The organism is Rubrivivax benzoatilyticus JA2 = ATCC BAA-35 (assembly GCF_000190375.1).
Lineage (GTDB): Bacteria > Pseudomonadota > Gammaproteobacteria > Burkholderiales > Burkholderiaceae_C > Rubrivivax > Rubrivivax benzoatilyticus.
Map to the genome: position 1 here is coordinate 80674 of NZ_AEWG01000063.1, position 25416 is coordinate 106089.

24 protein-coding genes and 1 tRNA gene are annotated in these 25416 nt (G+C 71.8%); 10 read left to right on the top strand and 15 right to left on the bottom strand.

Going from position 1 to position 25416, the window contains the following annotated elements; genetic code table 11:
- Positions 1–188: 188 nt before the first annotated feature.
- The 3 genes from RBXJA2T_RS07115 to RBXJA2T_RS07125 form a co-directional block, all read right to left on the bottom strand.
- On the bottom strand, positions 189–1715 hold the full coding sequence (locus RBXJA2T_RS07115) for a GGDEF domain-containing protein (protein ID WP_085977002.1): 1527 nt from the start codon (positions 1713–1715) through the stop codon (positions 189–191).
- 122 nt (positions 1716–1837) lie between these two features.
- Positions 1838–2764, bottom strand: coding sequence for a malate dehydrogenase (locus RBXJA2T_RS07120; protein ID WP_029718968.1), 927 nt, complete (start codon positions 2762–2764; stop codon positions 1838–1840).
- Positions 2765–2843: 79 nt separating this feature from the next.
- Entirely contained in the window at positions 2844–3695 is an 852-nt protein-coding gene (locus tag RBXJA2T_RS07125) for a LysR substrate-binding domain-containing protein (RefSeq protein ID WP_009856664.1), read from the bottom strand.
- Between the two features lie 101 nt (positions 3696–3796).
- Between RBXJA2T_RS07125 and RBXJA2T_RS07130 the strand changes: the two genes are divergently transcribed.
- The 4 genes from RBXJA2T_RS07130 to fghA all read left to right on the top strand — a co-directional run bounded on the left by RBXJA2T_RS07130 (position 3797) and on the right by fghA (position 7484).
- Positions 3797–5110, top strand: coding sequence for an aspartate aminotransferase family protein (locus tag RBXJA2T_RS07130; RefSeq protein ID WP_009856665.1), 1314 nt, complete (start codon positions 3797–3799; stop codon positions 5108–5110).
- Between the two features lie 98 nt (positions 5111–5208).
- Positions 5209–5493 carry a metal/formaldehyde-sensitive transcriptional repressor gene (locus tag RBXJA2T_RS07135; protein WP_009856666.1) on the top strand — a complete coding sequence of 95 codons (285 nt, stop codon included), beginning with the start codon at positions 5209–5211 and terminating at the stop codon, positions 5491–5493.
- Between the two features lie 25 nt (positions 5494–5518).
- The gene (locus RBXJA2T_RS07140) at positions 5519–6628 is read left to right on the top strand and encodes an S-(hydroxymethyl)glutathione dehydrogenase/class III alcohol dehydrogenase (protein ID WP_029718969.1); all 1110 of its coding nucleotides are present in this window, start codon (positions 5519–5521) and stop codon (positions 6626–6628) included.
- Positions 6629–6638: 10 nt separating this feature from the next.
- Positions 6639–7484, top strand: coding sequence for an S-formylglutathione hydrolase (gene fghA / locus RBXJA2T_RS07145; RefSeq protein ID WP_009856668.1), 846 nt, complete (start codon positions 6639–6641; stop codon positions 7482–7484).
- Between the two features lies 1 nt (position 7485).
- On the opposite strand, the gene RBXJA2T_RS07150 is transcribed toward fghA, so the two are convergent.
- The 7 genes from RBXJA2T_RS07150 to fdnG all read right to left on the bottom strand — a co-directional run bounded on the left by RBXJA2T_RS07150 (position 7486) and on the right by fdnG (position 16609).
- Positions 7486–7581 (bottom strand) — tRNA-Sec (locus RBXJA2T_RS07150).
- Between the two features lie 32 nt (positions 7582–7613).
- Positions 7614–9551: a selenocysteine-specific translation elongation factor gene (selB, locus tag RBXJA2T_RS07155; protein WP_009856669.1), complete on the bottom strand. Its 1938-nt coding sequence runs from the start codon at positions 9549–9551 to the stop codon at positions 7614–7616.
- On the bottom strand, positions 9548–10969 hold the full coding sequence (gene selA, locus RBXJA2T_RS07160; protein WP_009856670.1) for an L-seryl-tRNA(Sec) selenium transferase: 1422 nt from the start codon (positions 10967–10969) through the stop codon (positions 9548–9550). Before selA ends, selB begins: the two co-directional genes overlap by 4 nt.
- Positions 10966–11898, bottom strand: a complete 933-nt coding sequence (gene fdhE / locus RBXJA2T_RS07165) for a formate dehydrogenase accessory protein FdhE (protein ID WP_009856671.1) — start codon at positions 11896–11898, stop codon at positions 10966–10968. The genes selA and fdhE overlap by 4 nt, the downstream gene beginning before the upstream one ends.
- Before the next feature lie 80 nt (positions 11899–11978).
- Positions 11979–12605: a formate dehydrogenase subunit gamma gene (locus tag RBXJA2T_RS07170; RefSeq protein WP_009856672.1), complete on the bottom strand. Its 627-nt coding sequence runs from the start codon at positions 12603–12605 to the stop codon at positions 11979–11981.
- Positions 12602–13531 (bottom strand): formate dehydrogenase subunit beta, encoded by a 930-nt coding sequence (gene fdxH, locus RBXJA2T_RS07175; RefSeq protein WP_009856673.1) that lies wholly within the window; start codon positions 13529–13531, stop codon positions 12602–12604. Before fdxH ends, RBXJA2T_RS07170 begins: the two co-directional genes overlap by 4 nt.
- Before the next feature lie 9 nt (positions 13532–13540).
- Entirely contained in the window at positions 13541–16609 is a 3069-nt protein-coding gene (gene fdnG, locus RBXJA2T_RS07180) for a formate dehydrogenase-N subunit alpha (protein WP_081467602.1), read from the bottom strand.
- 238 nt (positions 16610–16847) lie between these two features.
- Here fdnG and fdhD point away from each other — a divergent pair, with 238 nt between their 5' ends.
- The 3 genes from fdhD to RBXJA2T_RS07200 all read left to right on the top strand — a co-directional run bounded on the left by fdhD (position 16848) and on the right by RBXJA2T_RS07200 (position 19838).
- Positions 16848–17675 (top strand): formate dehydrogenase accessory sulfurtransferase FdhD, encoded by an 828-nt coding sequence (gene fdhD, locus RBXJA2T_RS07190; protein WP_009856676.1) that lies wholly within the window; start codon positions 16848–16850, stop codon positions 17673–17675.
- 34 nt (positions 17676–17709) lie between these two features.
- Positions 17710–18153, top strand: coding sequence for a thermonuclease family protein (locus RBXJA2T_RS07195; protein WP_009856677.1), 444 nt, complete (start codon positions 17710–17712; stop codon positions 18151–18153).
- A 140-nt stretch (positions 18154–18293) separates the two neighbouring features.
- Complete coding sequence (locus RBXJA2T_RS07200; protein ID WP_029718970.1) at positions 18294–19838, top strand: methyl-accepting chemotaxis protein; 1545 nt, start codon at positions 18294–18296, stop codon at positions 19836–19838.
- Between the two features lie 6 nt (positions 19839–19844).
- Here the strand turns inward: RBXJA2T_RS07200 and RBXJA2T_RS07205 are convergent, their stop codons facing one another.
- On the bottom strand, positions 19845–20852 hold the full coding sequence (locus RBXJA2T_RS07205; RefSeq protein ID WP_009856679.1) for a zinc-binding alcohol dehydrogenase family protein: 1008 nt from the start codon (positions 20850–20852) through the stop codon (positions 19845–19847).
- 102 nt (positions 20853–20954) lie between these two features.
- Between RBXJA2T_RS07205 and RBXJA2T_RS07210 the strand changes: the two genes are divergently transcribed.
- Together RBXJA2T_RS07210 and mmuM are read left to right on the top strand one after the other, a co-directional pair.
- Positions 20955–21848, top strand: coding sequence for a LysR family transcriptional regulator (locus RBXJA2T_RS07210; protein WP_138938807.1), 894 nt, complete (start codon positions 20955–20957; stop codon positions 21846–21848).
- Between the two features lie 46 nt (positions 21849–21894).
- Positions 21895–22827: a homocysteine S-methyltransferase gene (gene mmuM, locus RBXJA2T_RS07215; protein WP_009856681.1), complete on the top strand. Its 933-nt coding sequence runs from the start codon at positions 21895–21897 to the stop codon at positions 22825–22827.
- A 2-nt stretch (positions 22828–22829) separates the two neighbouring features.
- Here mmuM and RBXJA2T_RS07220 read toward each other — a convergent pair whose 3' ends face one another.
- Entirely contained in the window at positions 22830–23156 is a 327-nt protein-coding gene (locus RBXJA2T_RS07220) for a DMT family transporter (protein ID WP_009856682.1), read from the bottom strand.
- Positions 23157–23265: 109 nt separating this feature from the next.
- Here RBXJA2T_RS07220 and RBXJA2T_RS07225 point away from each other — a divergent pair, with 109 nt between their 5' ends.
- Positions 23266–23640: a YbaN family protein gene (locus RBXJA2T_RS07225; protein WP_009856683.1), complete on the top strand. Its 375-nt coding sequence runs from the start codon at positions 23266–23268 to the stop codon at positions 23638–23640.
- 22 nt (positions 23641–23662) lie between these two features.
- Here the strand turns inward: RBXJA2T_RS07225 and RBXJA2T_RS07230 are convergent, their stop codons facing one another.
- The 3 genes from RBXJA2T_RS07230 to RBXJA2T_RS07240 form a co-directional block, all read right to left on the bottom strand.
- Positions 23663–24019, bottom strand: coding sequence for an OadG family transporter subunit (locus tag RBXJA2T_RS07230; RefSeq protein ID WP_009856684.1), 357 nt, complete (start codon positions 24017–24019; stop codon positions 23663–23665).
- 10 nt (positions 24020–24029) lie between these two features.
- Complete coding sequence (locus RBXJA2T_RS07235; protein ID WP_009856685.1) at positions 24030–25202, bottom strand: sodium ion-translocating decarboxylase subunit beta; 1173 nt, start codon at positions 25200–25202, stop codon at positions 24030–24032.
- Between the two features lie 10 nt (positions 25203–25212).
- Positions 25213–25416: biotin/lipoyl-containing protein (locus tag RBXJA2T_RS07240; protein ID WP_009856686.1), on the bottom strand; the 204-nt coding region annotated here is incomplete at its 5' end.

The window sequence follows — 25416 nt, forward strand, 5'->3', positions numbered from 1 at the left end:
GCGTTGAGCGACAAGGACTTAGCGGAAACGCCAAGTCCTTTTTCGTTTTTGCGCCGGATGTTCTCGGCCCGTCGCGGCGGGCATCCGCGGCAGTTCCCGGCGGGCCGGGCTCGGTGGGTCCGCCCGGGTGTCCTCCCCGCGCGCAAGGCCGCGTGCAAGACGTGGTCTGCGGCGCGACAGCGCCCGGCTCAGGTGGCTGTGATGACCCGCCCGCGGCCCGCGCGCTTGGCTTCGTACATCGCACGATCGGCGCGCTCCAGCAGGGCGTCCAGCGCCTCCCCGTCGCGTGCGATGGCCAGCCCGATGCTGCATCCCAGTTCGTGAGGAAGCTCGCTGACCGCCTGGATGAGGCGCGTGCCGACCTCGTGGCTGACCTTGTCCAGCGTGTCCCGCGGCGCCTGCAACGCCAGCACGAACTCGTCGCCGCCCAGTCGTGCGGTCAGGTCGTCGCTGCGCGCATGCTCGCGCAGCACCTTGGCGACATCCTGGAGCGCCCGGTCACCGGCGGCGTGTCCGAGCCGGTCGTTCAGGCCCTTGAAACCGTCGAGGTCGAGGAAGAGCAGGGCAAGGCCTCTGCCGGGGGCGTGCGCGGCCGCGGTCAGGAGCTGGTGGCCCATCTCGAGAAAGGCCCGACGACCGGCCAGGCCCGTCAGGGGGTCGAGCTGGGCGCCATGCAACTGTGCCTGGAGGTGGCCGATCTCGCGCACGACGTTTCGGCTGGGATCGCCGCGGCGCGAGGCCTCGGCGACTGCCCGCGCGAGCCAAAGTGCTCCGATCAAGCCTCCGCCCAGGCACAGGGCTCCGACCACGGCCAGGCCGACCAGGGCGTCGCGGGCTTCGGACTTCAGGGTGCCGATGGGTTGCCCGACGTTGACCCACCACCGTGTGCCCGGTACCTCGTGCGAGGCCGTGTAGACCGGGATCTGGTCGTTCGTCACGGATTCGTAGACGCCTGTCGGCTGGCCGCGAAGCCGCTCCCGCAGCGTCGCGCTGGCCATCTGGCCGACGTAGCGCTCGGCGTCGCGGGAGCGCGCGATGATCGTTCCACGCTGATCGACGACGGAGCCCAGCCACGAGGCCGGCCAGCGCTGCTCGGCAAGCACCGTGTTGAGCAGTTGCGGGGTGACGACGACGTGCAGGAACAGCGGCTGCCCGTTTGACGTGGAGAACGGCACCTCGAGCACGAGCGCCAGCCGTCCGGAGCCCGGCTCGATGGTCAGCGCCGAAGCCCCGTCGACGCTCCCGTCGAGCGACGCGTGCAGTGTCTTGACCTCCGCGACATCGGCTGCCGGGGTGCCGAACGCCGCCCGCGTGTTCAACAACTGCTCACCCGCGAGGTTGTGCACGCTGATCGACAGCAGGCGCGTGTCCTGTTCGACGAGGCGCGCACAGTGCGCGTGCAGCCGCTCGAGGTCGCCGGACAGTGCCGCCTGGCTGAGCACGACCGCCTTGGCGGCCGACCGGATGCTCGCCAGCTCCCGTGCCACGGCGCTGGCCGTCACGGAAGCCCGCCGCTCCAGCGCGGAGAACGCATCGCCTTCACGCCATTCGATCAGGCGCCAGGTGGCAGCGCCGGCAAAGCCCAGCAGCGGCAGCCAGGCCAGCAACATGACCACCACCATCCAGGTGGCGATGCTCAGGCGCAGATCACGAAGTCGAAACGGCATCGGTTGAACGGGCGGCGAAACACTCGCGGGACCGCCCACGTTCGACATTCTTCACCGATCGGCCGTGGCGGGTGTCCGCGCCCGCCGGAGTGTTCGATGTTTCGGTAATTGGGCGCACTCCGGCAGAGTGCCGGAGCCCGCTGGCGCGACCTTGCCCCCGGCCGCAGACCCTAGGCCAGCGCCAGCAGGCTGCGCAGATGCCGCTCCGACGCGCGGAACTGGGCCTCCTCCTCGGCCGTGAACTCGTGCGCCAGGATGCGCTGCACGCCGCCGCGGCCGACGACGCAGGGCACGCTCATCACCAGGTCGTCGACGCCGTACTCGCCCTTCAGCAGCACGCCCAGCGGCAGGATGGACTGCTCGTTGCACTCGATCGCGCGGATGATGCGGAACACGCTGGCGGCGATGCCGTGGTTGGTGTTGCCCTTGCGCTCGAAGATGCGGAAACCCGCTTCCAGCGTGCGCCGGCGGATGTCCTCGCGGTCCACCGGCGGCAGGCCGTTCAGGCGGCAGAAGGTGTCGACCTCGGCGCCGCAGACGCGGCACAGGCTCCACGGGATGAAGCCGGTGGCGCCGTGGTCGCCCAGCATGTAGCCGTAGAGGTTCTTCGGGTCGATCTTGACGTGCTCGGCCAGGATGCGCAGGAAACGCGCGGTGTCGATCAGCGTGCCGGCCGACAGCAGGCGCTCGCGCGGGTAGCTGGACGCGCGCAGCATCACCTGGGTCATCACGTCGACCGGGTTGGTCACGTTGATGACGACGGCGCCCGGCGAGTGGTGCTCCACGCGGCCGATGATGTCCTGCAGGATCTGGCTGTTGACACGCACCAGGTCGTCGCGCGTCTGGCCCTTCTGCAACTGCGCGCCGGCGGTGATGACGACGATGTCGCTGCCGGCCGTCTCCGGATACTCGCCGACGACCAGCCGCGGGTTCTTCGCGTAGGTGAACGGCGTCGTGTGGGAGAAGTCCCAGATCTCGGCTTCGGCACGTTCACGCAGCTTGTCGATGGCGACGATCTCCGTCACCTCGCTCATGTGCACCAGCAGACCGACGATCTCGGTGCCGACGGCACCCATTCCGATCACGGAAACCTTCATCTCGTTGTCCTGTCTTGGCGGCTGCGGCCGCCGATGTTCGATGGAAAGCGGGCAAGCATCGCCCGTGCCGCGATGCCTCTCATGCGCTGGAGACGACCTCGTGCAGGTGGCGCACGAACTCGGCGACCAGCGCCGCCGGGCGCGGCAGCGCCGTCCTGACGAGCACGCCGACCGCCGGCAGCGCCGGCAGCCGCGTGTCGGGCGCGAGCACGCGCAGGTCGGCCGGCACTGCCGACTGCGTCAGCACCGCGATCGCCTGACCCGAGCGCACGACGGCCAGCAGCCCGGCCATGCCGGCGCTGGCGTAGGCCACGCGGTAGGCGACGCCGGCGGCGTCCAGGCGTTCGCAGGCGGCGCGGTGATCCAGCGTGTCGGGGTCGGACAAGGCCAGGCGCAGCGGCTCGCGCGCCGCGCCCTCGTCGTCGCGCAGGCCGACCCAGACCAGCGGCTCGCGGCGCAGCGCCGGCTCGGTGCCGTCGGCGGTGGAGACGAGCGCGAGGTCCAGCTCGTGCCGGCGCAGCCGTTCCTCCAGCCGCGGGCTGGGCGCACAGACGACGTCGACCACGGCCTGCGGGTGCCGCCCGGCGAAGCCGCGCAGGATGCGCGGCAGGAAGGCGGCGGCGTAGTCGTCGGGGCAGCCGAAACGCAGCGTGCCGGTGAGGCCGGCCCCGGTCAGCTCGGCCAGCGCCGCGTCGTGCTGCTGCAGCAGCGTGCGCGCATGGCCCAGCAGGCGCTCGCCGTGGTGCGTCAGCGTCACGCCGCGTGCACCGCGGTGCAGCAGCGGCTGGCCGATCAGCGTCTCCAGCTTCTTGACCTGCATGCTCGCCGCGGCCTGGGTGCGGCCGATGCGCGCGGCGGCGCGGCCCAGCGTGCGCGTCTCGGCGACGGCGACGAAGCAGCGCAGCAGGTCGGGGTCCAGGTCTCGGCTCAAGCCATCAGTATGGCTGATGGCTGCCGTCAGATAGATTAGCTTTTCTTGATGCTGGGGCTTGCTTAGGCTGCGGGCAGTCCGACCTTCCTGGAGCCCGCCGCATGTCCCGCAACGACGACCCGCAGTTCTGGCAGAACGCCCGCCGCCACCTCGTGCGCTACGGCGGCCGCTTCGAGCCGATGATCATCGAACGTGCCCACGGCAGCTTCGTCTACGACGCCGACGGCCGCGCGATCCTGGACTTCACCTCGGGCCAGATGAGCGCGCTGCTCGGCCACGGCCACCCGGAGATCGCCGAGGTCGTCGCCGAGCACGCGCAGCGCCTGGACCACCTGTTCAGCGGCATGCTGAGCCGCCCGGTCGTCGAGCTCGCGACCAAGCTCGCCGGCGTCGCGCCGGCCGGGCTGGAACGTGCGCTGCTGCTGACCACCGGCGCCGAATCGAACGAAGCCGCGCTGCGCCTGGCCAAGCTCTACACCGGCCGCCACGAGGTCGTCGGTTTCGCCCAGTCCTGGCACGGCATGACGGGCGGCGCCGCGTCGGCCACCTACAGCGCCGGGCGCCGGGGTTACGGCCCGGCGGCGGTGGGTTCGTTCGCGATCCCGGCGCCGTACCCGTACCGCCCGCGTTTCGAGCGCGGCGGCGTCTACGACTGGCAGGCCGAACTCGACTACGCCTTCGACCTCGTCGACCGCCAGTCCTGCGGCAGCCTGGCGGCCTTCATCGCCGAGCCCATCCTCAGCTCGGGCGGCATCCTCGAGCTGCCGCCGGGCTACCTGGCGGCGCTGAAGGCCAAGTGCGTCGAACGCGGCATGCTGCTGATCCTCGACGAGGCCCAGACCGGCGTCGGCCGCACCGGGCTGATGTTCGCCTGTCAGCGCGACGGCGTGACGCCGGACATCATGACGCTGTCCAAGACGCTGGGCGCCGGCCTGCCGCTGGCCGCGGTGCTGACGACCGCCGAGATCGAAGAGACCTGCCACGAACGCGGTTTCCTCTTCTACACGACGCACGTCTCCGACCCGCTGCCGGCCGCCGTCGGCGCCAAGGTGCTGGACATCGTCGCGCGCGACCATCTCGTCGAGCGCGCCAGCACCGCCGGCGCGCGGCTGCAGGCCGGCCTGCAGGCGCTGCAGCGCGACTTCGAGTGCATCGGCGACGTGCGCGGCCGCGGCCTGCTGCTCGGGCTGGAGCTGGTCAAGGACCGCGCCACGCGCGAAGCCGCGCCCGAACTCGGCGCCGCGATCACACGCGAGTGCATGACGCTGGGCCTGAGCATGAACATCGTGCAGCTGCCCGGCATGGGCGGCGTGTTCCGCATCGCGCCGCCGCTGACCGTCAGCGACACCGAGATCGACCTCGGGCTGGACCTGCTGCGCCAGGCGATCACGCGGGTGCTGGCCAAGGCCGGCTGAGTTACCGCGCTGTCCCTGGCGCGACCCTGCCGCGAGCAGGGCGCTGGCGTTCCCCGCGCGGCTGCTTATACTCCCCCCCAGTACAAAGGAGCCCGCCGATGCCGCACTCGCCGGCCGAACGCAAACGTGTCGTCACCCGGCTGCGCCGCATCAAGGGCCAGGCCGAGGCGCTGGAACGTGCCGTCGAAGCCGGCACCGACTGCGGCGAGCTGCTGCAGCAGCTGGCGGCGCTGCGCGGTGCCGCGCACGGGCTGATGGCCGACGTGCTCGAAGGCCATCTGCGCGAGACCTTCGGCGCCAGCGCCGAACGTGCGCTGCCGACGGCCGAGCCGCAGGCCGAGGTCGACCGCCTCGTGCGGCTCGTGCGCTCCTTCACACGCTGAACCGCCCCACCAGGAGACACCCATGATCAAGTCCCGTGCCGCCGTCGCCTTCGCCGCCGGCCAGCCGCTGCAGATCGTCGAGATCGACGTCGCCCCGCCGAAGAAGGGCGAGGTGCTGGTCAAGATCACCCACACCGGCGTCTGCCACACCGACGCCTTCACGCTGAGCGGCGACGACCCCGAAGGCGTGTTCCCGGTGGTGCTGGGCCACGAGGGCGCCGGCATCGTCGTCGAGGTCGGCGAAGGCGTCACCAGCGTCAAGCCGGGCGACCACGTGATCCCGCTGTACACGGCCGAGTGCGGCGAATGCCTGTTCTGCAAGTCCGGCAAGACCAACCTCTGCGTCGCGGTGCGCGCCACGCAGGGCAAGGGCCTGATGCCCGACGGCACGACGCGTTTCTCCTACAACGGCCAGCCGATCTACCACTACATGGGCTGCTCGACCTTCAGCGAGTACACCGTCGTCGCCGAGGTCTCGCTGGCCAAGGTGAACCCCGAAGCCAACCCCGAGCAGGTCTGCCTGCTGGGCTGCGGCGTGACGACCGGCCTGGGCGCGGTGAAGAACACCGCCAAGGTGCAGCCGGGCGACACGGTGGCGGTCTTCGGCCTCGGCGGCATCGGCCTGGCGGTGGTGCACGGCGCCCAGCTCGCCGGCGCCGGCCGCATCATCGCCATCGACACCAACCCGTCGAAGTTCGACCTCGCACGCACCTTCGGCGCCACCGACTGCGTCAACCCGAAGGACCACGACAAGCCGATCCAGCAGGTCATCGTCGAGATGACGGGCTGGGGCGTCGACCATTCGTTCGAGTGCATCGGCAACGTGCACGTGATGCGCGCGGCGCTGGAGTGCGCGCACCGCGGCTGGGGCCAGTCGGTCGTCATCGGCGTCGCCGGCGCGGGGCAGGAGATCTCGACGCGGCCGTTCCAGCTCGTCACCGGCCGGCGCTGGCTGGGCACGGCCTTCGGCGGCGTCAAGGGCCGCAGCGAGCTGCCGGGCATGGTCGAGGACGCGATGGCCGGGCGCATCCGCCTGGAGCCTTTCGTCACGCACACGATGCCGCTGCCTGAGATCAACGAGGCCTTCGAGCTGATGCACCGCGGCGAGTCGATCCGCAGCGTCGTGCACTACTGAGGCGGTGGCGATGCAACGCGTCGAACACCACGCCAGCTTCGGCGGCCGCCAGGAGGTCTGGCGCCACGACTCGGCCACGCTGGGCTGCGAGATGCGCTTCGGCCTGTACCTGCCGCCGCAGGCGCTGGCCGGCCAGGCCTGCCCGGTCGTCTACTGGCTGTCGGGGCTGACCTGCAGCGAGCAGAACTTCATCACCAAGGCCGGCGCGCAGGCGCACGCGGCGCGGCTGGGGCTGATCCTCGTCGCGCCCGACACCAGCCCGCGTGACCCCGGCGGCACGCTGGGTGTCGCCGACGACGCGGCCTACGACCTGGGCCAGGGCGCCGGCTTCTACCTCGACGCGACGCAGCAGCCCTGGGCGCGCCACTACCGCATGGAGAGCTACGTCGTGCACGAGCTGCCGGCGCTGGTGGAAAGCCATGTCGCGACGACCGGTCGGCGCGGCATCTTCGGCCACTCGATGGGTGGCCACGGCGCGCTGACGCTGGCGCTGCGCCATCCGGGGCGTTACGCGAGTGTCTCGGCCTTCTCGCCGATCGTCGCGCCGGCGCGGGTGCCCTGGGGCCGCAAGGCCTTCGCCGCCTACCTGGGCGAGGACGAGAGCCGCTGGGCGGCACACGACGCGACGGCGCTGATCGCCGGCGCCGCCGAGCGCCTGCCGCTGCTCGTCGACCAGGGCGAGGCCGACGAGTTCCTGGCCGGGCAGCTGAAGCCGGAGCTGCTGGAAGAAGCCTGTGCCGCCGCCGGCCACCCGCTGACGCTGCGCCGCCAGCCGGGCTACGACCACAGCTACTACTTCATCGCCAGCTTCGTGGCCGATCACCTGGAGCACCACGCGCGCGCCCTGGCCGCGTGAGTGGCGGAAGGCAGCAGGAGTCGAACCTACCCGGGAGCGGCTGACGCCCCCGACCGGGTTTGAAGCCCGGGCGCACCACCGGGTGCGTTTGCCTTCCATGTCGCCCCTGGCGAGGGGCGGCGGATCGTATCAGGGCCCCGCGCCGCTTGCCGGGGCAGGGCCGGCCGGGCGTTCGCGCAGCACCCGCCGGTCGCGCACGCGGCGCGTGTAGCCGACGCGGTCGAAGTGCTCCAGCACCTGGATCGCGCGTTTGCGCCCCAGGCCGCAGGCGTCGCGGAATTCGGCCGCACCGACCTCGCCACGCGGCGCGGCGACGCTCAGTTCGTCCAGCAGCGCCAGCAGCTTCGTGACGGTCGCTTCGGGATAGAACAGGTCCTTGACGACCTGCTGCAGCTCGCCGCGGCGCGCCAGCTTGCGCAGCACCGTGCGCACCTGGTCCTCGGGCGCGGCGGTGGCGGCGGCCAGGTCGCGCACCCAGGGCGGGTCGGCGCCGCCGTCGGCCAGGCGCGGCAGCAGGCGTTCGGCCAGGATCTGCTCGGCGGCGCTGAGGTTCACCGCGTGGCCGGGCAGGTGTAGCCAGGAACCCTGGCGCGCCAGCGAGCCGTCGGCCAGCATGGCGTCCAGCAGCGCCGGCCACAGCGCGTCGGTGCCGGCGTCGGCGGTGCCCGGCTGGACGATGCGCCGCAGGCGCGCGGCGTTGAGGCCGGGGTCGTCGGGCGAACGCTGGTGGAAGTCGGCCAGCACCGCGGCGATGCGCTCGCGCCAGCGTCGCCAGACCGGCGGCGCGACGAGCAGCGTGTCGCCGCCGGGCAGCGCGATGGCGACGGCGTCGGCCGGCGCCGTGTCGTGGCCCAGCAGCAGCACCAGCCGCGAGCGCGCCAGCCCGGCCGGTGCCAGTGCCAGCAGGCGGGCTGCGGCTTCGGGCGTGGCCTCGGCCTGCGCCGCTTCCAGCGCGTCCAGCCAGGCCAGGCGTTCGGCGCTGCGGCGCCGGCGTTCGGGCGCCCAGAGGTCGACGACGCGGCCGCCGCCGATGGTGCGGCTGGCCTGGGCGTTGCGCAGGATCAGCCGGTCGCCGGGCAGGGCCCAGACCGGCGTTTCGAACACGAGCTGCACCCGCGCCGAGGCGCCGGCGGCCGGCGGCTGGGCGTCCAGCGGCACCAGATGGGCGAGGTGGTGGCCGGTGCCGACGTGAACGTGCACCGGCGCCCAGTGCGCCAGCGCGGGCGCGTCGGGCAGCAGGCGGATGCGGGCGTCCAGGCGCTCGCAGCGCTGCAGCGTGGCCGGCGCGGCGATCCAGTCGCCGCGCTGGATCGTGTCGCGGTCGATGCCGGCCAGCACCAGCGCGCAGCGCTGGCCGGCGCGGCCTTCGTCGGCGGCGCGGTTCTGGGCGTGGATCGAACGCACGCGCACCGCCTGGCCGCTGGCCGAGTGCTGCAGCGTGTCGCCGACCTGCACGCGGCCGGCGAACACCGTGCCGGTGACCGCCGTGCCCTGGCCGGCGAGCGTGAAGACGCGGTCGACGGCGAGGCGGAATGCGCCGTCTGCGGCGCGTTGCGAACGTTCGTGCGCGACGGCTTCCAGGTGCGCACGCAGCGCGGCGACGCCCGGGTCGGCGTCGGCGGTGGCCACGGTCTCGAACACCGGCGCGCCGGCCAGCGGTGTGCCGGCCAGCAGCGCGGTGATCTCGGCGCGCACCTCGTCGCGGCGCGCCGGCGGCACGCGGTCGGCCTTGTTCAGCGCCACCGAGCCGTGGTGCACGCCCAGCAGGTCGAGGATCGCCAGGTGCTCGCGCGTCTGCGGCATCACGCCGTCGTCGGCGGCGACGACGAGCAGCGCATGGTCGATGCCGACCGCGCCGGCGACCATCGTGCGCACGAAACGTTCGTGGCCCGGCACGTCGACGATGCCCAGCACCGTGCCGTCGGCCAGCGGCGCGTAGGCGTAGCCGAGCTCGATCGAGATGCCGCGCTCGCGCTCTTCCTTCAGCCGGTCGGTGGCGACGCCGGTCAGCGCGCGCACCAGCGCGGTCTTGCCGTGGTCGATGTGGCCGGCGGTGCCGACGATCATCGTGGCGTCCCCAGGGCCTCGGCCAGCGCGCCGAACTGGGCCGCGAACGCGGCTTCGTCCGCCGCTTCGATGCAACGCAGGTCCAGCCACAGCGCGCCGTCGGCGATGCGGCCGATCACCGGCCGCGGCAGGCCGCGCAAGGCTTCTTCCAGCCGCGCCAGCGCGCGCCCGCTGCGTTTGCCGGCCGGGCGCAGCACCAGGCCGGCGCTGGGCAGCGTGTCGACCGGCAGCGCGCCGCTGCCGATCTGGCTGCTCAGCGCCACGACCTCGACTGCGGCGGCGTCGCCGAGCGCGGCCTGCAGCGGCGCACGCAGGCGTTCAGCTGCGGCGCGGATCTCGGCCTGCGGGCGTGTGAACAGCCGCAGCGTCGGCAGCCGTGCCGCCAGGTGCTCGGGCTCGCGGTACAGGCGCAGCACCGGCTCCAGCGCCGCCAGCGTCAGCTTGCCGACCCGCAGCGCTCGCTTCAGCGGGTTCTTCTTGATCTTGGCGATCAGGTCCTTGCGGCCGACGATCAGCCCGGCCTGCGGGCCGCCGAGCAGCTTGTCGCCGCTGAAGCTGACGACGTCGGCACCGGCGGCGACCGTCTCGCGCACCGTGGTCTCACGCGGCAGGCCGTGCGCCGCCAGGTCGGCCAGCGTGCCGCTGCCCAGGTCCACGGCCAGCGGCAGCCCGTGGGCGTGGGCGATGCGCGCGACCTCGCTCTCGGCCACGCTGGCGGTGAAACCTTCGACGGCGTAGTTGCTGCAGTGCACCTTCATCAGCAGCGCGGTGCGGGCGCCGATCGCGCCTTCGTAGTCGCGGGCGTGGGTGCGGTTGGTCGTGCCGACCTCGACCAGCCTGGCGCCGGCACGCGCCATGATGTCCGGGATGCGGAAGGCGCCGCCGATCTCGACCAGTTCGCCGCGCGAGACGATGACCTCCTTGCGCGGCGCCAGCGAGGACAGCATCAGCAGCACCGCGGCGGCGTTGTTGTTGACCACCGTCGCCGCCTCGGCGCCGGTCAGCTCGCGCAGCAGCTCGTCGACGACGTCGTCGCGGTCGCCACGGCCGCCGGTCGCCAGGTCGTATTCCAGGTTGGCCGGTGCCGTCAGCGCCTGCACGACGGCCTGCACCGCGGCGTCGGGCAGCAGCGCGCGGCCGAGGTTGGTGTGCAGCACGGTGCCGGTGCAGTTGAAGACGGCGCGCAGCCGCGGCTGGTCTTCGGCAGCGAGTGCCGCGGCCACCGCGGCGGCGATGGCCGGCAGCGCGAGTTCGGCTTCCGGAAGTTCGCCGGCAAGCAGGCGCTCGCGCAGGCGCTGCAGCCGCGCACGCACCGCGGCCGTCGTGCGTGTCGCGCCGTGCGCGGCCAGCAGCGGCGCCAGTTCGGCGCAGCCGAGCACGCGGTCGACGGCCGGCAGGCGGGCGGTCGGCGCCGTCATGCCTCGTCGGCGGGCTCGGGCAGCGCCAGCAGCGGGTTGCCCGAGGCGCGCTCGAACTCGGTCTCGGCCATCAGCAGGTCCAGGCGCAGGCTGGCCAGGTCGTCGGCCAGCGGTTCGGCCAGCGGGTCCTGGTGCTGGTCGACCTGTTTGCGGTAGCTGTGGCAGGCCGAGCAGGTCTCGGCGAGCACGGTCTTGCCGCCGTCCTCGACACCGAGGAAACGCACGCCGGCGGTCGACTCGCAGTGGCTGCACTTGACACGCACCATGTGCCACTCGGTGGCGCACAGCGCGCAGTGCAGGTAGCGGTGGCCGCCCGCGGCACCGCCGATGCGCAGCACGCTGGCCACCGGCGGCGTGCCGCAGACCGGGCAGGTCGTCGGCTCGGCCGGCACGCCCAGCGCGTCGGCGTCGAGCCGGCTGGCGCGGTCGGCCCAGACGAGCTGCAGCGCGGCCATCACGACCGGCTGCAGCGCCGCGGTGTCGGCGTCGACGTCCTCGTCGAGCAGGTCGACGGCCAGCGCGTCCAGCGCCGCGGCGTCCATCGTGCGCAGGCGCTGCAGCTGCTCGCGCAGCGGTGCCGGCAGCGTGTCGCCGGCGGCCAGCGCGCGCTCGACGATCTGCGCCAGCACCTCGCGCCAGGCGGGGTCTGGCTTGTCCTGCGTCGGCAGCGGCGGCATGCCGTGTTCGAGCGCGCGCTGCAGCACGGCGGCGTCGGGCGGCGTGGTCTTCACCGTCGCCGCCGCGGCGGCCTGGCCGTCGGCCAGCAGCGCGACGAAACGCAGGTAGTCGGCGATCGGGTGGCCGTCGGCGAGCTGGCGCAGGCGCGCGGCGCGTTCGGCATAAAGCTCCGCCGGCCGGGGCAGGCGGATGCGGGGGAAGTCGATGGCGTCCAGGGCCTCGATCTCGCCCGGCTGGAGGATTCGCTGCACGCGGGTTCCTTGTTCGTTGCAAGTGACACCGCCCGCGGCCGCCGGCTGGCGACACGCGGGCGGCGCGGGTCAGGCGGGGTTCAGCTCTCGTCGCCGGTCATCTTGCGATACCAGTTGCGATGGTGCTGCTTGGCCCAGGCGCGCGTGACGGTGCCGTAGAACATCGCGCGTATCGTGCCACGGGTCCAGATGGCCGCGTAGGCGTGCATGACGATCAGCAGGATCATGCCGATGCCGGCGATGGCGTGCAGCAGCGAGGCCACGCGCACGACACCGACCGGGAACGTGAACCAGGCGCGCCACATCGGGATGCCGGTGATCACCATCACCACCATGCAGACGACGAGGGCCCAGAACAGCAGCTTCTGGCCGCCGTTGTACTTGCCCTGCGCCGGCATGTCGTGGTCGTCGCCGTCGACCATCTTGCCGACGTTGCGCAGCCAGTCCACGTCCACCGGCTCGATCACGTTCAGGCGCCAGAAGCGCCAGGCCATGATCGTGAACAGCAGCGCCATGCCGACGCCGATGTACGGGTGCAGGATGCGCGCCCAGGTCGGGCCGCCGAAGAACATCGTCAACGGGAACAGCGCCGGGTGGAAGAAGGCCAGGCCCGAGAGCATGACGCCCAGGAACAACCAGCCGACCGCCCAGTGGTTGGCGCGTTCGGAGGCGTTGTAGCGCACGAGGTCGCGTGGGTTGCGTCTCATCGCGGCGTCTCCTCTTCGTTGGCCAGGGCTTCACGGTCCTTGCGTTCCATCTCGTCCTCCAGGGCCTTGGACACGTCGTTCGGGCCCTTGGTGATGTAGTGGAACAGCGAGGCGAAGCCGGCGATCGCCAGGCCGGCCACCGCCATCGGCTTGAGCGCACCCTTCCAGAAGCCGACCACCGGGCTCACCGACGGGTCCGCCGGCAGGCCTTCGTAGCGCTTCGGGTCGTCGGCGTGGTGCAGCACGTACATGACGTGCGTGCCGCCGACGCCGGCCGGGTCGTACAGGCCGGCGTTGGCGTAGCCGCGTTCCTTCAGGTCCTCGATGCGCTCGGCGGCCTGGTCCTTCATCGCCTGCTTGGTGCCGAACATGATCGCCCCGGTGGGGCAGGTCTTCACGCAGGCCGGCTCCTGGCCGACCGCGACGCGGTCGGAGCACAGCGTGCACTTGTAGGCCTTGTGATCGGTCTTGGAGATGCGCGGGACGTTGAACGGACAGCCGGTGATGCAGTAGCCGCAGCCGATGCAGTTTTCCTGGTGGAAGTCGACGATGCCGTTGGTGTACTGGACGATCGCGCCGGGCGACGGGCAGGCCTTCAGGCAGCCCGGGTCGGCGCAGTGCATGCAGCCGTCCTTGCGGATCAGCCACTCCAGGTTGCCGGTCTTCTCGTCCTCGTGTTCGGTGAAACGCATCACCGTCCACGCGGCCGAGGTCAGGTCCACCGGGTTGTCGTAGACGCCCAGGTTGGTGCCCGGCTCCTGGCGCAGGTCGTTCCACTCCATGCAGGCGGTCTGGCAGGCCTTGCAGCCGATGCACTTGGAGACGTCGATCAGCTTGGCGACTTCACCCGAGGCCGGCACCCGCGCCTGCGGCGAGGGTGTCGTCGTGGCCGAGCGCGCCTTGATGTCGAGAGATTGCAGTGACATGGGCGCTCCTCAGACCTTCTCGACCTTGACCAGGAAGGTCTTGAACTCGGGCGTGTTGGTGTTGCCGTCGCCGACGAACGGCGTCAGCGTGTTGGCCAGGAAACCCGGCTTGGTCACCCCCTTGAAGCCCCAGTGGATCGGGATGCCGACGTGGTGCACCGGCTTGCCCTCGATCGTCATCGGCTTGATGCGCTTGGTGACCACCGCACGCGCCTTGATGTAGCCGCGTTTGGACGACACCTTCACCAGGTCCCCGGCGGCGATGCCCAGGCTCTGCGCCAGCACCTCGCCGATCTCGACGATCTGCTCGGGCTGGGTGATCGCGTTGAGCAGCGCGTGCTTGGTCCAGTAGTGGAAGTGCTCGGTCAGGCGGTAGGTGGTGCCGACGTGCGGGTAGTCCGCCGCCTTGCCGAAGGTCTCCCAGATCGGCTTGAACACGCGCGCCGCCGGCGAGTTGGTCGCCAGCGGGTTCTTCGGGTGCAGCGGGTTGTAGCCCAGCGGCGTGTCGAAGGGCTCGTAGTGCTCGGGGAACGGCCCTTCGGCCAGGCCCTTGCGCGCGAAGAAACGCGCCACGCCCTCGGGGTTCATGATGAACGGCCCGGCGCCGGTTTCGGGCGCCAGCGTCGGCGCCATGTCCGGCACGTCGGCGCCGCCCCAGGCGCTGCCGTTCCAGCCGATCAGCTTGCGCCGCGGGTTGAACGGCTTGCCCTCGACGTCGCAGGAGGCGCGGTTGTAGAGCACGCGGCGGTTGGCCGGCCAGGCCCAGGCCCAGTTCAGCGTGTTGCCGATGCCGGTCGGGTCGGAGTTGTCGCGGCGCGCCATCTGGTTGCCGGCCTGGGTCCAGCAGCCGGCGAAGATCCAGCAGCCGCCCATCGTCGAGCCGTCGTCGCGCATCTCGCCGAAGCCGGCGAGCTGCTCGCCGGCCTTGCGGATCAGCTTGGTCGGGTCCTTGGGGTCGAAGACGTCGGCCAGCGCGCGGCCGTTGTACTCCTTGGCCACTTCCTCGGGCGTCGGCTCCTCGGCGTGCGCGTACGGCCACCAGAGCTTGAGGATCGGGTCGGGGAAGGCCCCGCCGTCCTTCTTGTACATCTCGCGCAGGCGCAGGAACAGCGCCGACATGATCTGGATGTCGGTGCGCGCCTCGCCCGGCGGCTCGGCGGCCTTCCAGTGCCACTGCAGCACGCGGCTGGAGCTGACGACCGCGCCGTCCTCCTCGGCGAAGCAGGTCGTCGGCAGGCGGAAGACGGTGGTCTGGATCTTCGAGCTGTCGACGTCGTTGTACTCGCCGTGGTTCTTCCAGAACTCGCTGGTCTCGGTGGCCAGCGGGTCCATCACGACGAGGAACTTCAGCTTCGACAGGCCGTCGCGCACGCGGTCCTTGTTGGACAGCGCCGCCAGCGGGTTGAAGCCCTGGGCGATGTAGCCGTTGACCTTGCCCTGGTTCATCAGCTCGAAGACCTGCAGCATGTCGTACTGCTTGTCGAGCTTGGGCAGGTAGTCGTAGGCCCAGTGGTTCTCGGCGGTCGCGTTCGGCCCGTACCAGGCCTTCATCAGGCTGACGTGGAACTTCGGGTAGTTCTGCCAGTAGCTCATCTGGCCCGGACGCAGCGGTTTCTGCGTGCGGGTGTCGACGTACTTCTGGTAGTCCTGCTCGGCCTGGCCGGGCAGCGACAGGTAACCCGGCAGGCTGGCCGACAGCAGGCCCAGGTCGGTGAGGCCCTGGATGTTGGAGTGCCCGCGCAGCGCGTTCATGCCGCCACCGGCGACACCGATGTTGCCCAGCAGCAGCTGCACCATCGCGCCGGTGCGCAGGATCTGCGCGCCGATCGAGTGCTGCGTCCAGCCCAGCGCGTAGAGGATCGTCGCCGCGCGGCCGGCCACGGCCGTCGACGCGAGCTTCTCGCAGACGTGCAGGAACTTGGCCTTCGGCGTGCCGCAGATGCTCTCGACCTTGTCCGGCGTGTAGCGGCTGTAGTGCTTCTTCAGCAGCTGGTAGACGCAGCGCGGGTGCTCCAGCGTCGGGTCGGTCTTGACGAAGCCGTCGGCGCCGAGCTCGTAGTCCCAGCTCGTGCGGTCATAACTGCGCTTGTCGGCGTTGTAGCCCGAGTAGATGCCGTCCTCGAACGCGAAGTCCTCGCGCACGATGAAGCTGAAGTCCGTGTAGTTGCGGACGTACTCGTGGTGGATCTTGTCGTTCTCGAGCAGGTAGTGGATGACCCCGCCGAGGAAGACGATGTCGCTGCCGGAGCGGATCGGGGCGTAGAAGTCCGCCACCGCCGCAGAGCGGTTGAAGCGCGGATCGACCACCATGAAGTGCGCCTTGTTGTGCGCCTTCGCCTCGGTGACCCACTTGAACCCGCAGGGGTGAGCTTCGGCGGCATTGCCGCCCATGATCAGGATGACGTCCGCATTCTTGATGTCGACCCAATGGTTCGTCATCGCTCCACGGCCAAACGTCGGGGCAAGACCTGCCACCGTCGGGCCGTGTCAGACACGGGCTTGGTTGTCGAATGCGAGCAGGCCCCAGGAACGGGCGACCTTGTGGGTGATGTAGCCGGCTTCGTTGCTGGACGCCGAGGCGGCCAGCATGCCGGTGGTGAGCCAGCGGTTGACCGTCAGGCCGTCTTCGGTCTTCTCGACGAAGTTGGCGTCGCGGTCTTCCTTCAGCAGCCGGGCGATGCGGGTGTTGGCCTCGTCCCAGGAGATGCGCTTCCACTCGCTGGAACCGGGCTCGCGGACCTCGGGGAACAGCAGCCGGTTGGGGCTGTTGATGATGTCCAGCAGGCCGGCGCCCTTGGGGCACAGCGTGCCGCGGTTGACCGGATGGTCGGGGTCGCCCTCGACGTGGATCACCGAACGCTTGGCGTTCTTGGCGCCGTCGCCGAGCGAGTACATCAGGATGCCGCAGCCGACCGAGCAGTAGGTGCAGGTCTGGCGTGTGACCGTGGTGGCGGCGAGCTTGTACTGGCGGACTTCGGCCAGCGCGGTGGCTGGCGAGAAGCCCATCAGCGCCAAGCTCGATCCCGCCAGCGTGGAGCCAGTCACTTTCATGAACTGGCGCCTGGAGAGCTGCTTCATGAGCGCATTCCCGTGGCTGTGAAGGATGGATCGACGGCGCCTGGCGGGTGCGGCCATGAGTGGTGAGGGCGGCACGATGGCCGGCCACTGACTCATCGTGCGCTGCCCCCGCGGACGTGAGCGGCACGAACCAGGAGCTTTTCACATGCTAACAGTGCGTTGCAGATCACGTCATGGCACTTGCCCTAGTCCCAGCGCCGGCGTCGGGCAGCCGGCGCGGCGACAATCCCGCCCGCCGATGAAGCCTGCCGACACCGCCGTTCCCGAAGGCCTGCGCCGACTGCGTGTCGTCGCGCGCCGCGGCGGCGTGGTGCAGGCGGCCGACGACTGGGTCGCCGAGGAAGTGCCGGTGGCGCTGGTCTTCAACGGCATCTCGCACGCCGTGATGATGGCCACGCCGGCCGATCTGGAGGACTTCGCGCGCGGCTTCTGCGCCACCGAAGGCCTGGCCGACGCGCAGGAGCTGCGTTCGGTCGAGGCCGTGCCCGGCTGCGACGGCATCGAGCTGCACCTGGAGGTCTCGGCAGCCTGCGAATGGCGGCTGCGCGAGCGCCGGCGCACGCTGGCCGGGCGCACCGGCTGCGGCCTGTGCGGCACCGACAGCCTGGGTCAGGTGCGCCAGACGCTGCCGGCGCTGGCGCCGCGCCCCTTCACGCCGCAGGCGCTGGCGCGGGCCCAGCACGAGCTGCGCGAGGCCCAGGGCCTGCAGCGCCTGGCCGGCGCGACGCACGCCGCCGCCTGGTGCGACGCCGACGGCCACGCCCGCCTGGTGCGCGAGGACGTCGGCCGCCACAACGCGCTGGACAAGCTGGTCGGCGCGATGCAGCGCGCCGGGCTGGCGGCCGGCGAGGGTTTCGTCGCGATCACCAGCCGCGCCAGCTTCGAGATGGTGCAGAAGACCGCGCGCCTGGGCGCGCCGGCGCTGGCCGCGGTCTCGGCGCCGACGGCGATGGCGGTGGACCTGGCGCAGTCCTGCGGCCTGCTGCTCGCCGGCTTCGTGCGCGGCGCGGACCTCGTCGCCTACACCTTCCCCGAGCGCCTGGGGCTGCCGCCGGCCGACGCCTGATGCGGCGCCGGCTGCGGCCGGTGCCGTCGCCCCGATGCTGAGCGCGCTCGTCTTCTCCTGCCTGGTCGTCGCCGTCGCCGACGGCGACACGCTGACCGCGCGCTGCCCGGCGCCGCAAGGCACGCTGCGTGTGCGCCTGGCCGACGTCGACGCGCCGGAGAAGGCCCAGGCTTTCGGCCCGGCCTCGCGCCGCCACCTGGCCGCGCTGTGCCTGCGCCGGCACGCCGAGATCCGCCCGCTGCCCGGCAGCGCCGGCCGCGACCGCTATGGCCGTGCCATCGCCCACGTGTCCTGCGGCGGCCGCGACGCCGGCACGGCGCAGCTGCGCGCCGGCCTGGCCTGGGTCATGGAGGGTTACGCCGCCGACCTCAACCTGCCGGCGCTGCAGTGGCAGGCGCGGCACGACCGCGCCGGGCTGTGGGCCGAGTCCCGGCCGGTGCCGCCCTGGGTCTGGCGGCGGCAGCACCGCCGCCGCTGACAATCCTGCACAAACCGTGCGGGATCTCGCAAAAATGCCACAAATGCTCTTTGTGCGAATTTTTAGAATCGTTTCTGCGTCGCCCTCGTGACGCCTAGCCGGCGCATGGCCTGCCGTCGCTCGATTACCGGGGCCATGAGATGCCTTCTCTGCACGACTTGTCGATTCGCGGCCGTCTGACGCTGCTCGCCGGTGTCGCTCTCTGCGCCGTCGTGATGCTCGGGGCGCTGCTGCTGTGGGGCAACCGCCACCAGACCGACGACAGCCACGCGGTCTTCGAGTCCAAGGACATCGTCGCCGACATCCTGCCGCCGCCGCTGTACCTGGTCGACGCCCGGCTGACGATGTCGCGCGCGCTGGAAGGCAGCCTGCCGGTGGCACAGGCGCGCGCGCAGTTCGAGGCCCAGCGCCGCGACTACGAGGCGCGTGCCAAGGTCTGGCAGGCGCTGTCGCCTTCGCCGCTGAAGGACAGCCTGCTCGGCGCCCAGCACGCCGAGGGCCAGAAGCTGATCGCGCTCATCGACGACGCGCTGCGTGTGATGGAGAGCGACGGCCTGGCCGCCGCGCGCATGCGGCTGGAGGCCATCGACGCGCAGTTCCTGCGCCACCAGGCCGGTGTGCTGGCCACCGTGAAGGTGGGCACCGAACGCGCCGAAACCGACATCGCGCGTTTCGACCGCACCGCGCGGCAGGTCGGCTGGGCCGCCTGGGCGATCGGGCTGTCGGCGCTGGTGCTGGTCTCGGCGCTGGCGCTGGCCATCGGTCGCTCCATCGTCGGCCCGCTGGACCGTGCGGTGCGTCTGGCGAAGCGTGTCGCCGAAGGCGACCTCGCGGCGCGCGAACGTTTCCCCGGCCGCGACGAGCTGAGCCAGCTCGGCCGCCATCTGCACGAGATGGTCGAGAGCCTGGCGCGCCGCGTGCTGGCGGTGCGCGCCGGTGCCGAACACGTGGCCGTGGCCAGCGCGCAGATCGCCGGCGGCAACGGCGACCTCGCGCGCCGCACCGAGGCCCAGGCCGGCGCGATCGTGCAGACGAGCACGACGATGGGCCGGCTCGACGAGCGCGTGCGCGACAACCAGACCCAGGCGCAATCGGCACGCGAACTGGCCGCCGAGGCCTCGGCGCTGGTCGGCCGCGGCGGCGACGCGATGCAGGGCGTGGTGTCGACGATGGACCAGATCGGCGACGCCTCGCGGCGTGTCAACGACATCATCGGCGTCATCGACGGCATCGCCTTCCAGACCAACATCCTGGCGCTGAACGCCGCCGTCGAGGCGGCGCGTGCCGGCGAATCCGGGCGCGGTTTCGCTGTCGTCGCTGCCGAAGTGCGTGCGCTGGCCCAGCGCAGCAGCACCGCGGCGCAGGAGATCAAGGGCCTGATCGTCACCAGCCACGAGCGCATCGACCGCGGCCAGGCCCTGGTCGGCGAGGCCGGGGCGACGATCGGCCAGGTCATCGAAGCGATGTCGCGGCTCAGCGAGCTGGTCTGCGGCATCAGCGACGCCAGCGTCGAGCAGAGCCGCGGCGTCTCCGAGGTCTCGGCCGCCGTCTCGGCGATGGACCGCGACGTGCAGCAGAACGCCGCGCTCGTCGAGCAGGCGTCGCGCGCTGCGACCAGCCTGCGCGACCAGTCGCAGCGCCTGCTCGAGCTGATGCAGGACCTGCGCGTGCCGGCGCAGGCCTGAGCGGCGTCAGAACCCGGCCAGCACCAGCTTGCCGCGTGCGCGCCCGCTCTCGACGAGCGCGTGGGCGCGGCGCAGGTTGGCGGCGCTGATGGCGCCGTAGTGCTCGCCCTGGGTCGAGACCAGCGTGCCGGCGTCGACCAGCGCCGCGGCGCGCTCGAGGATCTCGTGCTGGCGCACGAGGTCGGGCGTGCCGAACAGCGGCCGCGTGAACATCAGCTCCCAGTGCAGCGACACCGCCTTGCGCTTCAGGCGGCGCACGTCGATCGGCTCCGGGTCGTCGATCAGGCCGATGCGGCCCTGCGGCGCGACGGCCTCGACGTAGGCGTCGTAGTGCAGATGGGTCTGGGTCAGGCTGGCGATGTAGTCGACCGCCGGATGGCCGGCAGCGGCGAGTTCGGCGGCCAGCGGCTTCGAATGGTCGACGACGGCGTGCGCGCCCAGCTTGCGCACCCAGTCGGCGGTCTCGGGCCGCGACGCGGTGGCGATGACCGTCAGCTTCGTCAGCTTGCGCGCCAGCTGCACCAGGATCGATCCGACGCCGCCGGCCGCGCCGACGACCAGCAGGCGCTGGCCTTCGCCGCCGCCTTCGGCGACACCCAGGCGGTCGAACAGCAGCTCCCAGGCGGTGATCGTCGTCAGCGGCAGCGCGGCCGCGGCGGCGTCGTCCAGCGTCACCGGGGCGTGGCCGGCGATGCGTTCGTCGACGCACTGCAGCTCGGCGTAGGAGCCGGGGCGGTCGATGCTGCCGGCGTACCAGACGCGGTCACCCGGCTTGAAGCGGGTCACCGCGGCGCCGACCGCCTCGACGGTGCCGACGGCGTCCCAGCCCAGGATGCGCGGCGTCTCGGTCGGCTGGTTGCGGCGCACCTTGGTGTCCACCGGGTTGACGGCGACGGCGGCCACGCGCACCAGCAGGTCGTGCTCGCGCGGCACCGGCGCCGGCAGTTCGGTCTCGAACAGCGAGCGCGCATCCTCGATCGGCAGGCCGGCTTCGGTGTAGACGATGGCTTTCATGCTTTCTCCTGGCAAAGCGGAAAATGCCGAGATGGTGGGGTAGGCAGGCCGCCGGATCGAGAGGGTGACGTGAGCAGCAGCTACAAACAGCCGTTGAAAGCGGTGTCGCCCGGCGACCTGCAGTTCTTCGTTCGCGCGGCGCGTTCGGCCAGCCTGTCGGCGGCGGCGCGCGAGCTGGCCGTCAGCCCGCAGGCGGCCAGCGCGGCGCTCAAGCGGCTGGAGTCGGCGCTGGGTTTCCGCCTCTTCGTGCGCTCCACGCGCAGCCTTCGGCCGACCCCCGAGGGCCTGGCCTTCCTCGACGCCTGCGAGCGCGGCCTGGCGCTGATCGACCAGGCGCGCGAACGCCTGGCCGCCGGGCGCGAGGCGCTGGCCGGGCGCATCCGGCTGTCGATGCCGTCGGACCTCGGGCGCAACGTGGTGCTGCCCTGGCTGCAGGCGTTTCGCGAGCAGCATCCGGGCATCGAGTTCGAGCTGCAGCTGACCGACCGCGTCGCCGAGCTGGCGCGCGAAGCGGTCGACGTCGCGCTGCGTTACGGCGAGCCGGCCGACACCCAGCTCGTCGCCGTCGCACTGGCGCCGCACAACCGGCGGGTGCTCTGCGCGTCGCCGGCCTATCTGGCGCGCCACGGCCGGCCGGCGCAGCCGCAGGATCTGGTGCAGCACCGCTGCCTCAGCTACCGGCTGTCGGACCGGCCGCACGAGCGCTGGCGTTTCGAGCGCGACGGCCGCGAGCTGGCGGTCGAGGTGCACGCCGCGCTGCGTTGCGACGACGGCGACGCGGTGCGCCGCATGGCGATCTTCGGCGAGGGCATCGCCTACAAGTCGGGGCTGGACGTCGCCGACGACCTGCGCCGCGGTGCGCTGGTCGCGCTGTGCGAAGACTGGCAGGGCGAACCGGCGCCGCTGTTCCTGGCCTGCGCCGACCGCAGCGTGCTGCGTCCGGCGGTGCAGCGATTGCGCGACTTCCTCGCCGAGCGCCTGGCCTCGCTCGGCTAAGCTCGCCGCTCCCCAGCGAAGGCCGCCGCCGATGATTCCCGACCCCGTGATCGCCACCACCCTCGCCGCGCAGGACATCGTCGTGCTCGACGGCGCGCTCGCCACCGAGCTGGAGCGCCGCGGCGCCGACCTGAAGGACCCGCTGTGGTCGGCCAGGCTGCTGATCGAGCGCCCGGAGCTGATCCGCGAGGTGCATCTGGACTACTTCCGCGCCGGCGCCGACGTCGCGACGACGGCCAGCTACCAGGCGACCTTCGAAGGCTTCGCGCGCCGCGGCTTCTCGCACGACGAGGCGGTGGCGCTGATGCGGCGCTCGGTGGCGCTGGCGATCGAGGCGCGCGACGCCTTCTGGGCCGAGCCGGCGAACCGCGCCGGCCGCCGCCGGCCGCTGGTCGCGGCTTCGGTCGGGCCCTACGGCGCGATGCTGGCCGACGGCAGCGAGTACCGCGGCTACCCCGGCGTCACACGCGAGCAGCTCGCCGCCTTCCACCGCCCGCGGCTGGAGGTGCTGGCCGCGGCCGGCGCCGACCTGCTGGCCTGCGAGACGATTCCCTGCCTGGACGAGGCGCTGGCCATCGCCTCGCTGCTGCCCACGCTGCAGCCGGCGCTGCCGGCCTGGATCAGCTTCTCCTGCCGCGACGGCGAGCACGTCAGCCAAGGCGAACGTTTCGCCGACTGCGCCGCCGCGCTCGACGGCCTGCCGGGTGTCGCCGCGGTCGGCCTGAACTGCACCGCGCCGGAATACGTGCCGGCGCTGATCGCCGCGGCGCAGGCGCGCACGCGGTTGCCGATCGTCGTCTACCCGAACTCGGGCGAGCAGTGGGACGCGGTCGCCAAGTGCTGGCACGGCGAACGCGACGCCGCCGACTTCGCCGCCCAGGCCGAGCGCTGGCGCCGCGGCGGCGCGCGCCTGATCGGCGGCTGCTGCCGCACCGGCCCGGACGAGATCCGCGCGCTGCGCGCGGCGCTGCTGGCCTGAGCTCAGGCCTGGCGGTCGGCCAGGTTCAGCAGCACCACGCCGACCAGCACCGCCGCCAGCCCGGCGAGCTTGACCGCGCTGACCGACTCGCCGAGGAAGGCGATGCCGATCAAGGCGATGATCGCCAGCCCGGCGCCGCTCCAGATCGCGTAGACGATGCCGACCTCCATCGTCTTCAGCACCTGGCCGAGCAGCCAGAACGACAGCCCGTAGCCGACGACGACGACCGCCGACGGTGCAAGCTTCGTGAAGCCGGCGGAGAGTTTCAGCGCCGTGGTGGCGGCGAGTTCGGCGCCGATCGCGCCGGCGAGCATCAGCCAGGCGTTCATCGGACGGTGCTCCGGTCGTGCTCGGGGCGGGGCAGGGTGTGGGCGGACATCGGGTGCTCCTGTGCTGGGGCTGGGCGATTGTCGCGGCGGCGCACGCGAGAATCACCCCATGCTGCCCCGTCCCGTCGTCCTGCTGCTGTGGCGCCTGCTGGCGCTGGCCTGCCTGCTGCTGGCCGCCGTCGGCGTCGTGCTGCCGGGGCTGCCGACGGTGCCTTTCCTGCTGGTCGCTGCCTGGGCCGGCGGCCACGGCTGGCCGGCGCTGGAGCGCTGGCTGCTGGCGCACCCGCGTTACGGCCCGGGCATCCGGCGCTGGCGCGAAGGCGGGGTCATCCCGCGCAACGCCAAGTGGGCGGCGACGGGGATGATGGGCGCCAGCACGCTGGTCATCGTCTTCCTGACGCCGATGCCGCTGTGGTCCAAGGTGCTGGTGCCCGGCACGATGGCGCTGGTCGCGCTGTGGATGTGGGGCCGGCCCGAGCGCTGACGCCCGGCAGCGCCTGCCGGCCTCAGCTGCGGCTTCGGGCCGGCTGGTGCGATCCGTGGTGCGCCGCGCGGCCTTCGGCCGTCCAGGCGTCGCCGACCTGCGTCGGCTCGATGCGCACGATGCGCACCGGCCGGCCCAGCGTCGCGTGCGCGGCGGCGGCGAGCACGGCGACGAGCTCGCCGTCGTCCTGAGGCGCCGCCTGCGCAACGGCCGGCGCGGGGGCGGGCTCGCGCTTCTCGAAACGCGCCGCGACACGCCCGATCAGCGGGAAGCCGGCGAGCACGACGCCGATCGCGGCGATGATGAAGAAGCTGCCGACGAAGTCGATGACGCTGAGGATCAGCGCGCCTTCGAGGGTGTCGGGGATGATGGGCTGCATCGTCCGCTCCTCAGCCCGCGCCCAGCAGCGCGAGCAGGATGCCGCCGGAGATGGCGGTGCCGAAGACGCCGGCCAGGTTGGGCCCCATCGCGTGGTAGATCAGGAAGTTCTTCGGGTTCTCCTGGTTCGCGACGATGTGCGAGACACGCGCCGCGATCGGCACCGAGGCGATGCCCGCCGAGCCGATCAGCGGGTTGATCTTCTCCTTCAGGAACAGGTTCATCACCTTGGCGGTGATGACGCCCGAGGCGGTGCCGAAGACGAAGGCCACCAGGCCCAGCAGCACGATCAGCAGCGTGTCCCAGTTCAGGAACTTGTCGGCTGCCATCGTCGAGCCGATGGCCACCGTCAGCACCAGCACGATGACGTTCATCAGCCCGCCGGCGGCGGTCTTGGCCAGGCGTTCGGTGACGCCGCATTCCTTCAGCAGGTTGCCCAGCATCAGCATCGTGATCAGCGGCGCGACCGGCGGGAAGAACAGGTTCACGACCACCGCCATCACGATCGGGAAGGCGATCTTCTCGGCCTTGCCGACGGTGCGCAGCTGCTTCATCGTGATCTGGCGCTCGGCCGGCGTCGTCAGCGCCCGCATCACCGGCGGCTGGATCAGCGGCATCAGCGCCATGTACGAGTACGCGGCCACCGAGATCGGCCCGAGCAGGTGCGGCGCCAGCTGCATCGTCACGAAGATCGCCATCGGCCCGTCGGCGCCGCCGATGATGCCGATCGCGCCGGCCTCGGCGAGCGTGAAGCCGCAGAGCTTGGCCAGGATCAGCGCGACGAAGATGCCCAGGTGCGCGCCGGCACCCAGGATCACGAGGCGCGGGTTGGCGATCATCGGCCCGAAGTCGGTCATCGCGCCGACGCCCAGGAAGATCAGCGGCGGGATGATCAGCTTGGCCACGCCTTCGTAGGCGTAGTGGAACAGGCCGCCCTCCTTGACGACGTAGAGCAGGGCGCTGATCGCCTCGCCGCCGGGCACGTCGTCGGGCGGGCCGGGCACGTTGGCGACGATGCACGAGAAGCCGATGCCGACCAGCAGCAGCGGCTCGTAGTGCTTGGCGATCGCCAGGTACACCATCGCCGCGCCGACCGCGATCATCACGACGTTGCCCCAGCTCAGGTGCACGACGCCGGTCTGCGCCAGCAGCGCCTCGAAGAACGGGCCGAGCTGATCGAACACGGCGCCGGCCTCAGCCGATGACCAGCAGCAGCTGGCCGGTCTCGACCACCTGGCCGGCGCGCACCTCGACGCGGGCGACCTGGCCGGCACGCGGCGCGCTGATCTGGGTGTTCATCTTCATCGCCTCGATCACCGCGAGCTTCTCGCCTTCGGCGACACGCTGGCCGACCGTGACGAGCACCGACTGCACCGTGCCGCCCAGCGGCGCGACGAC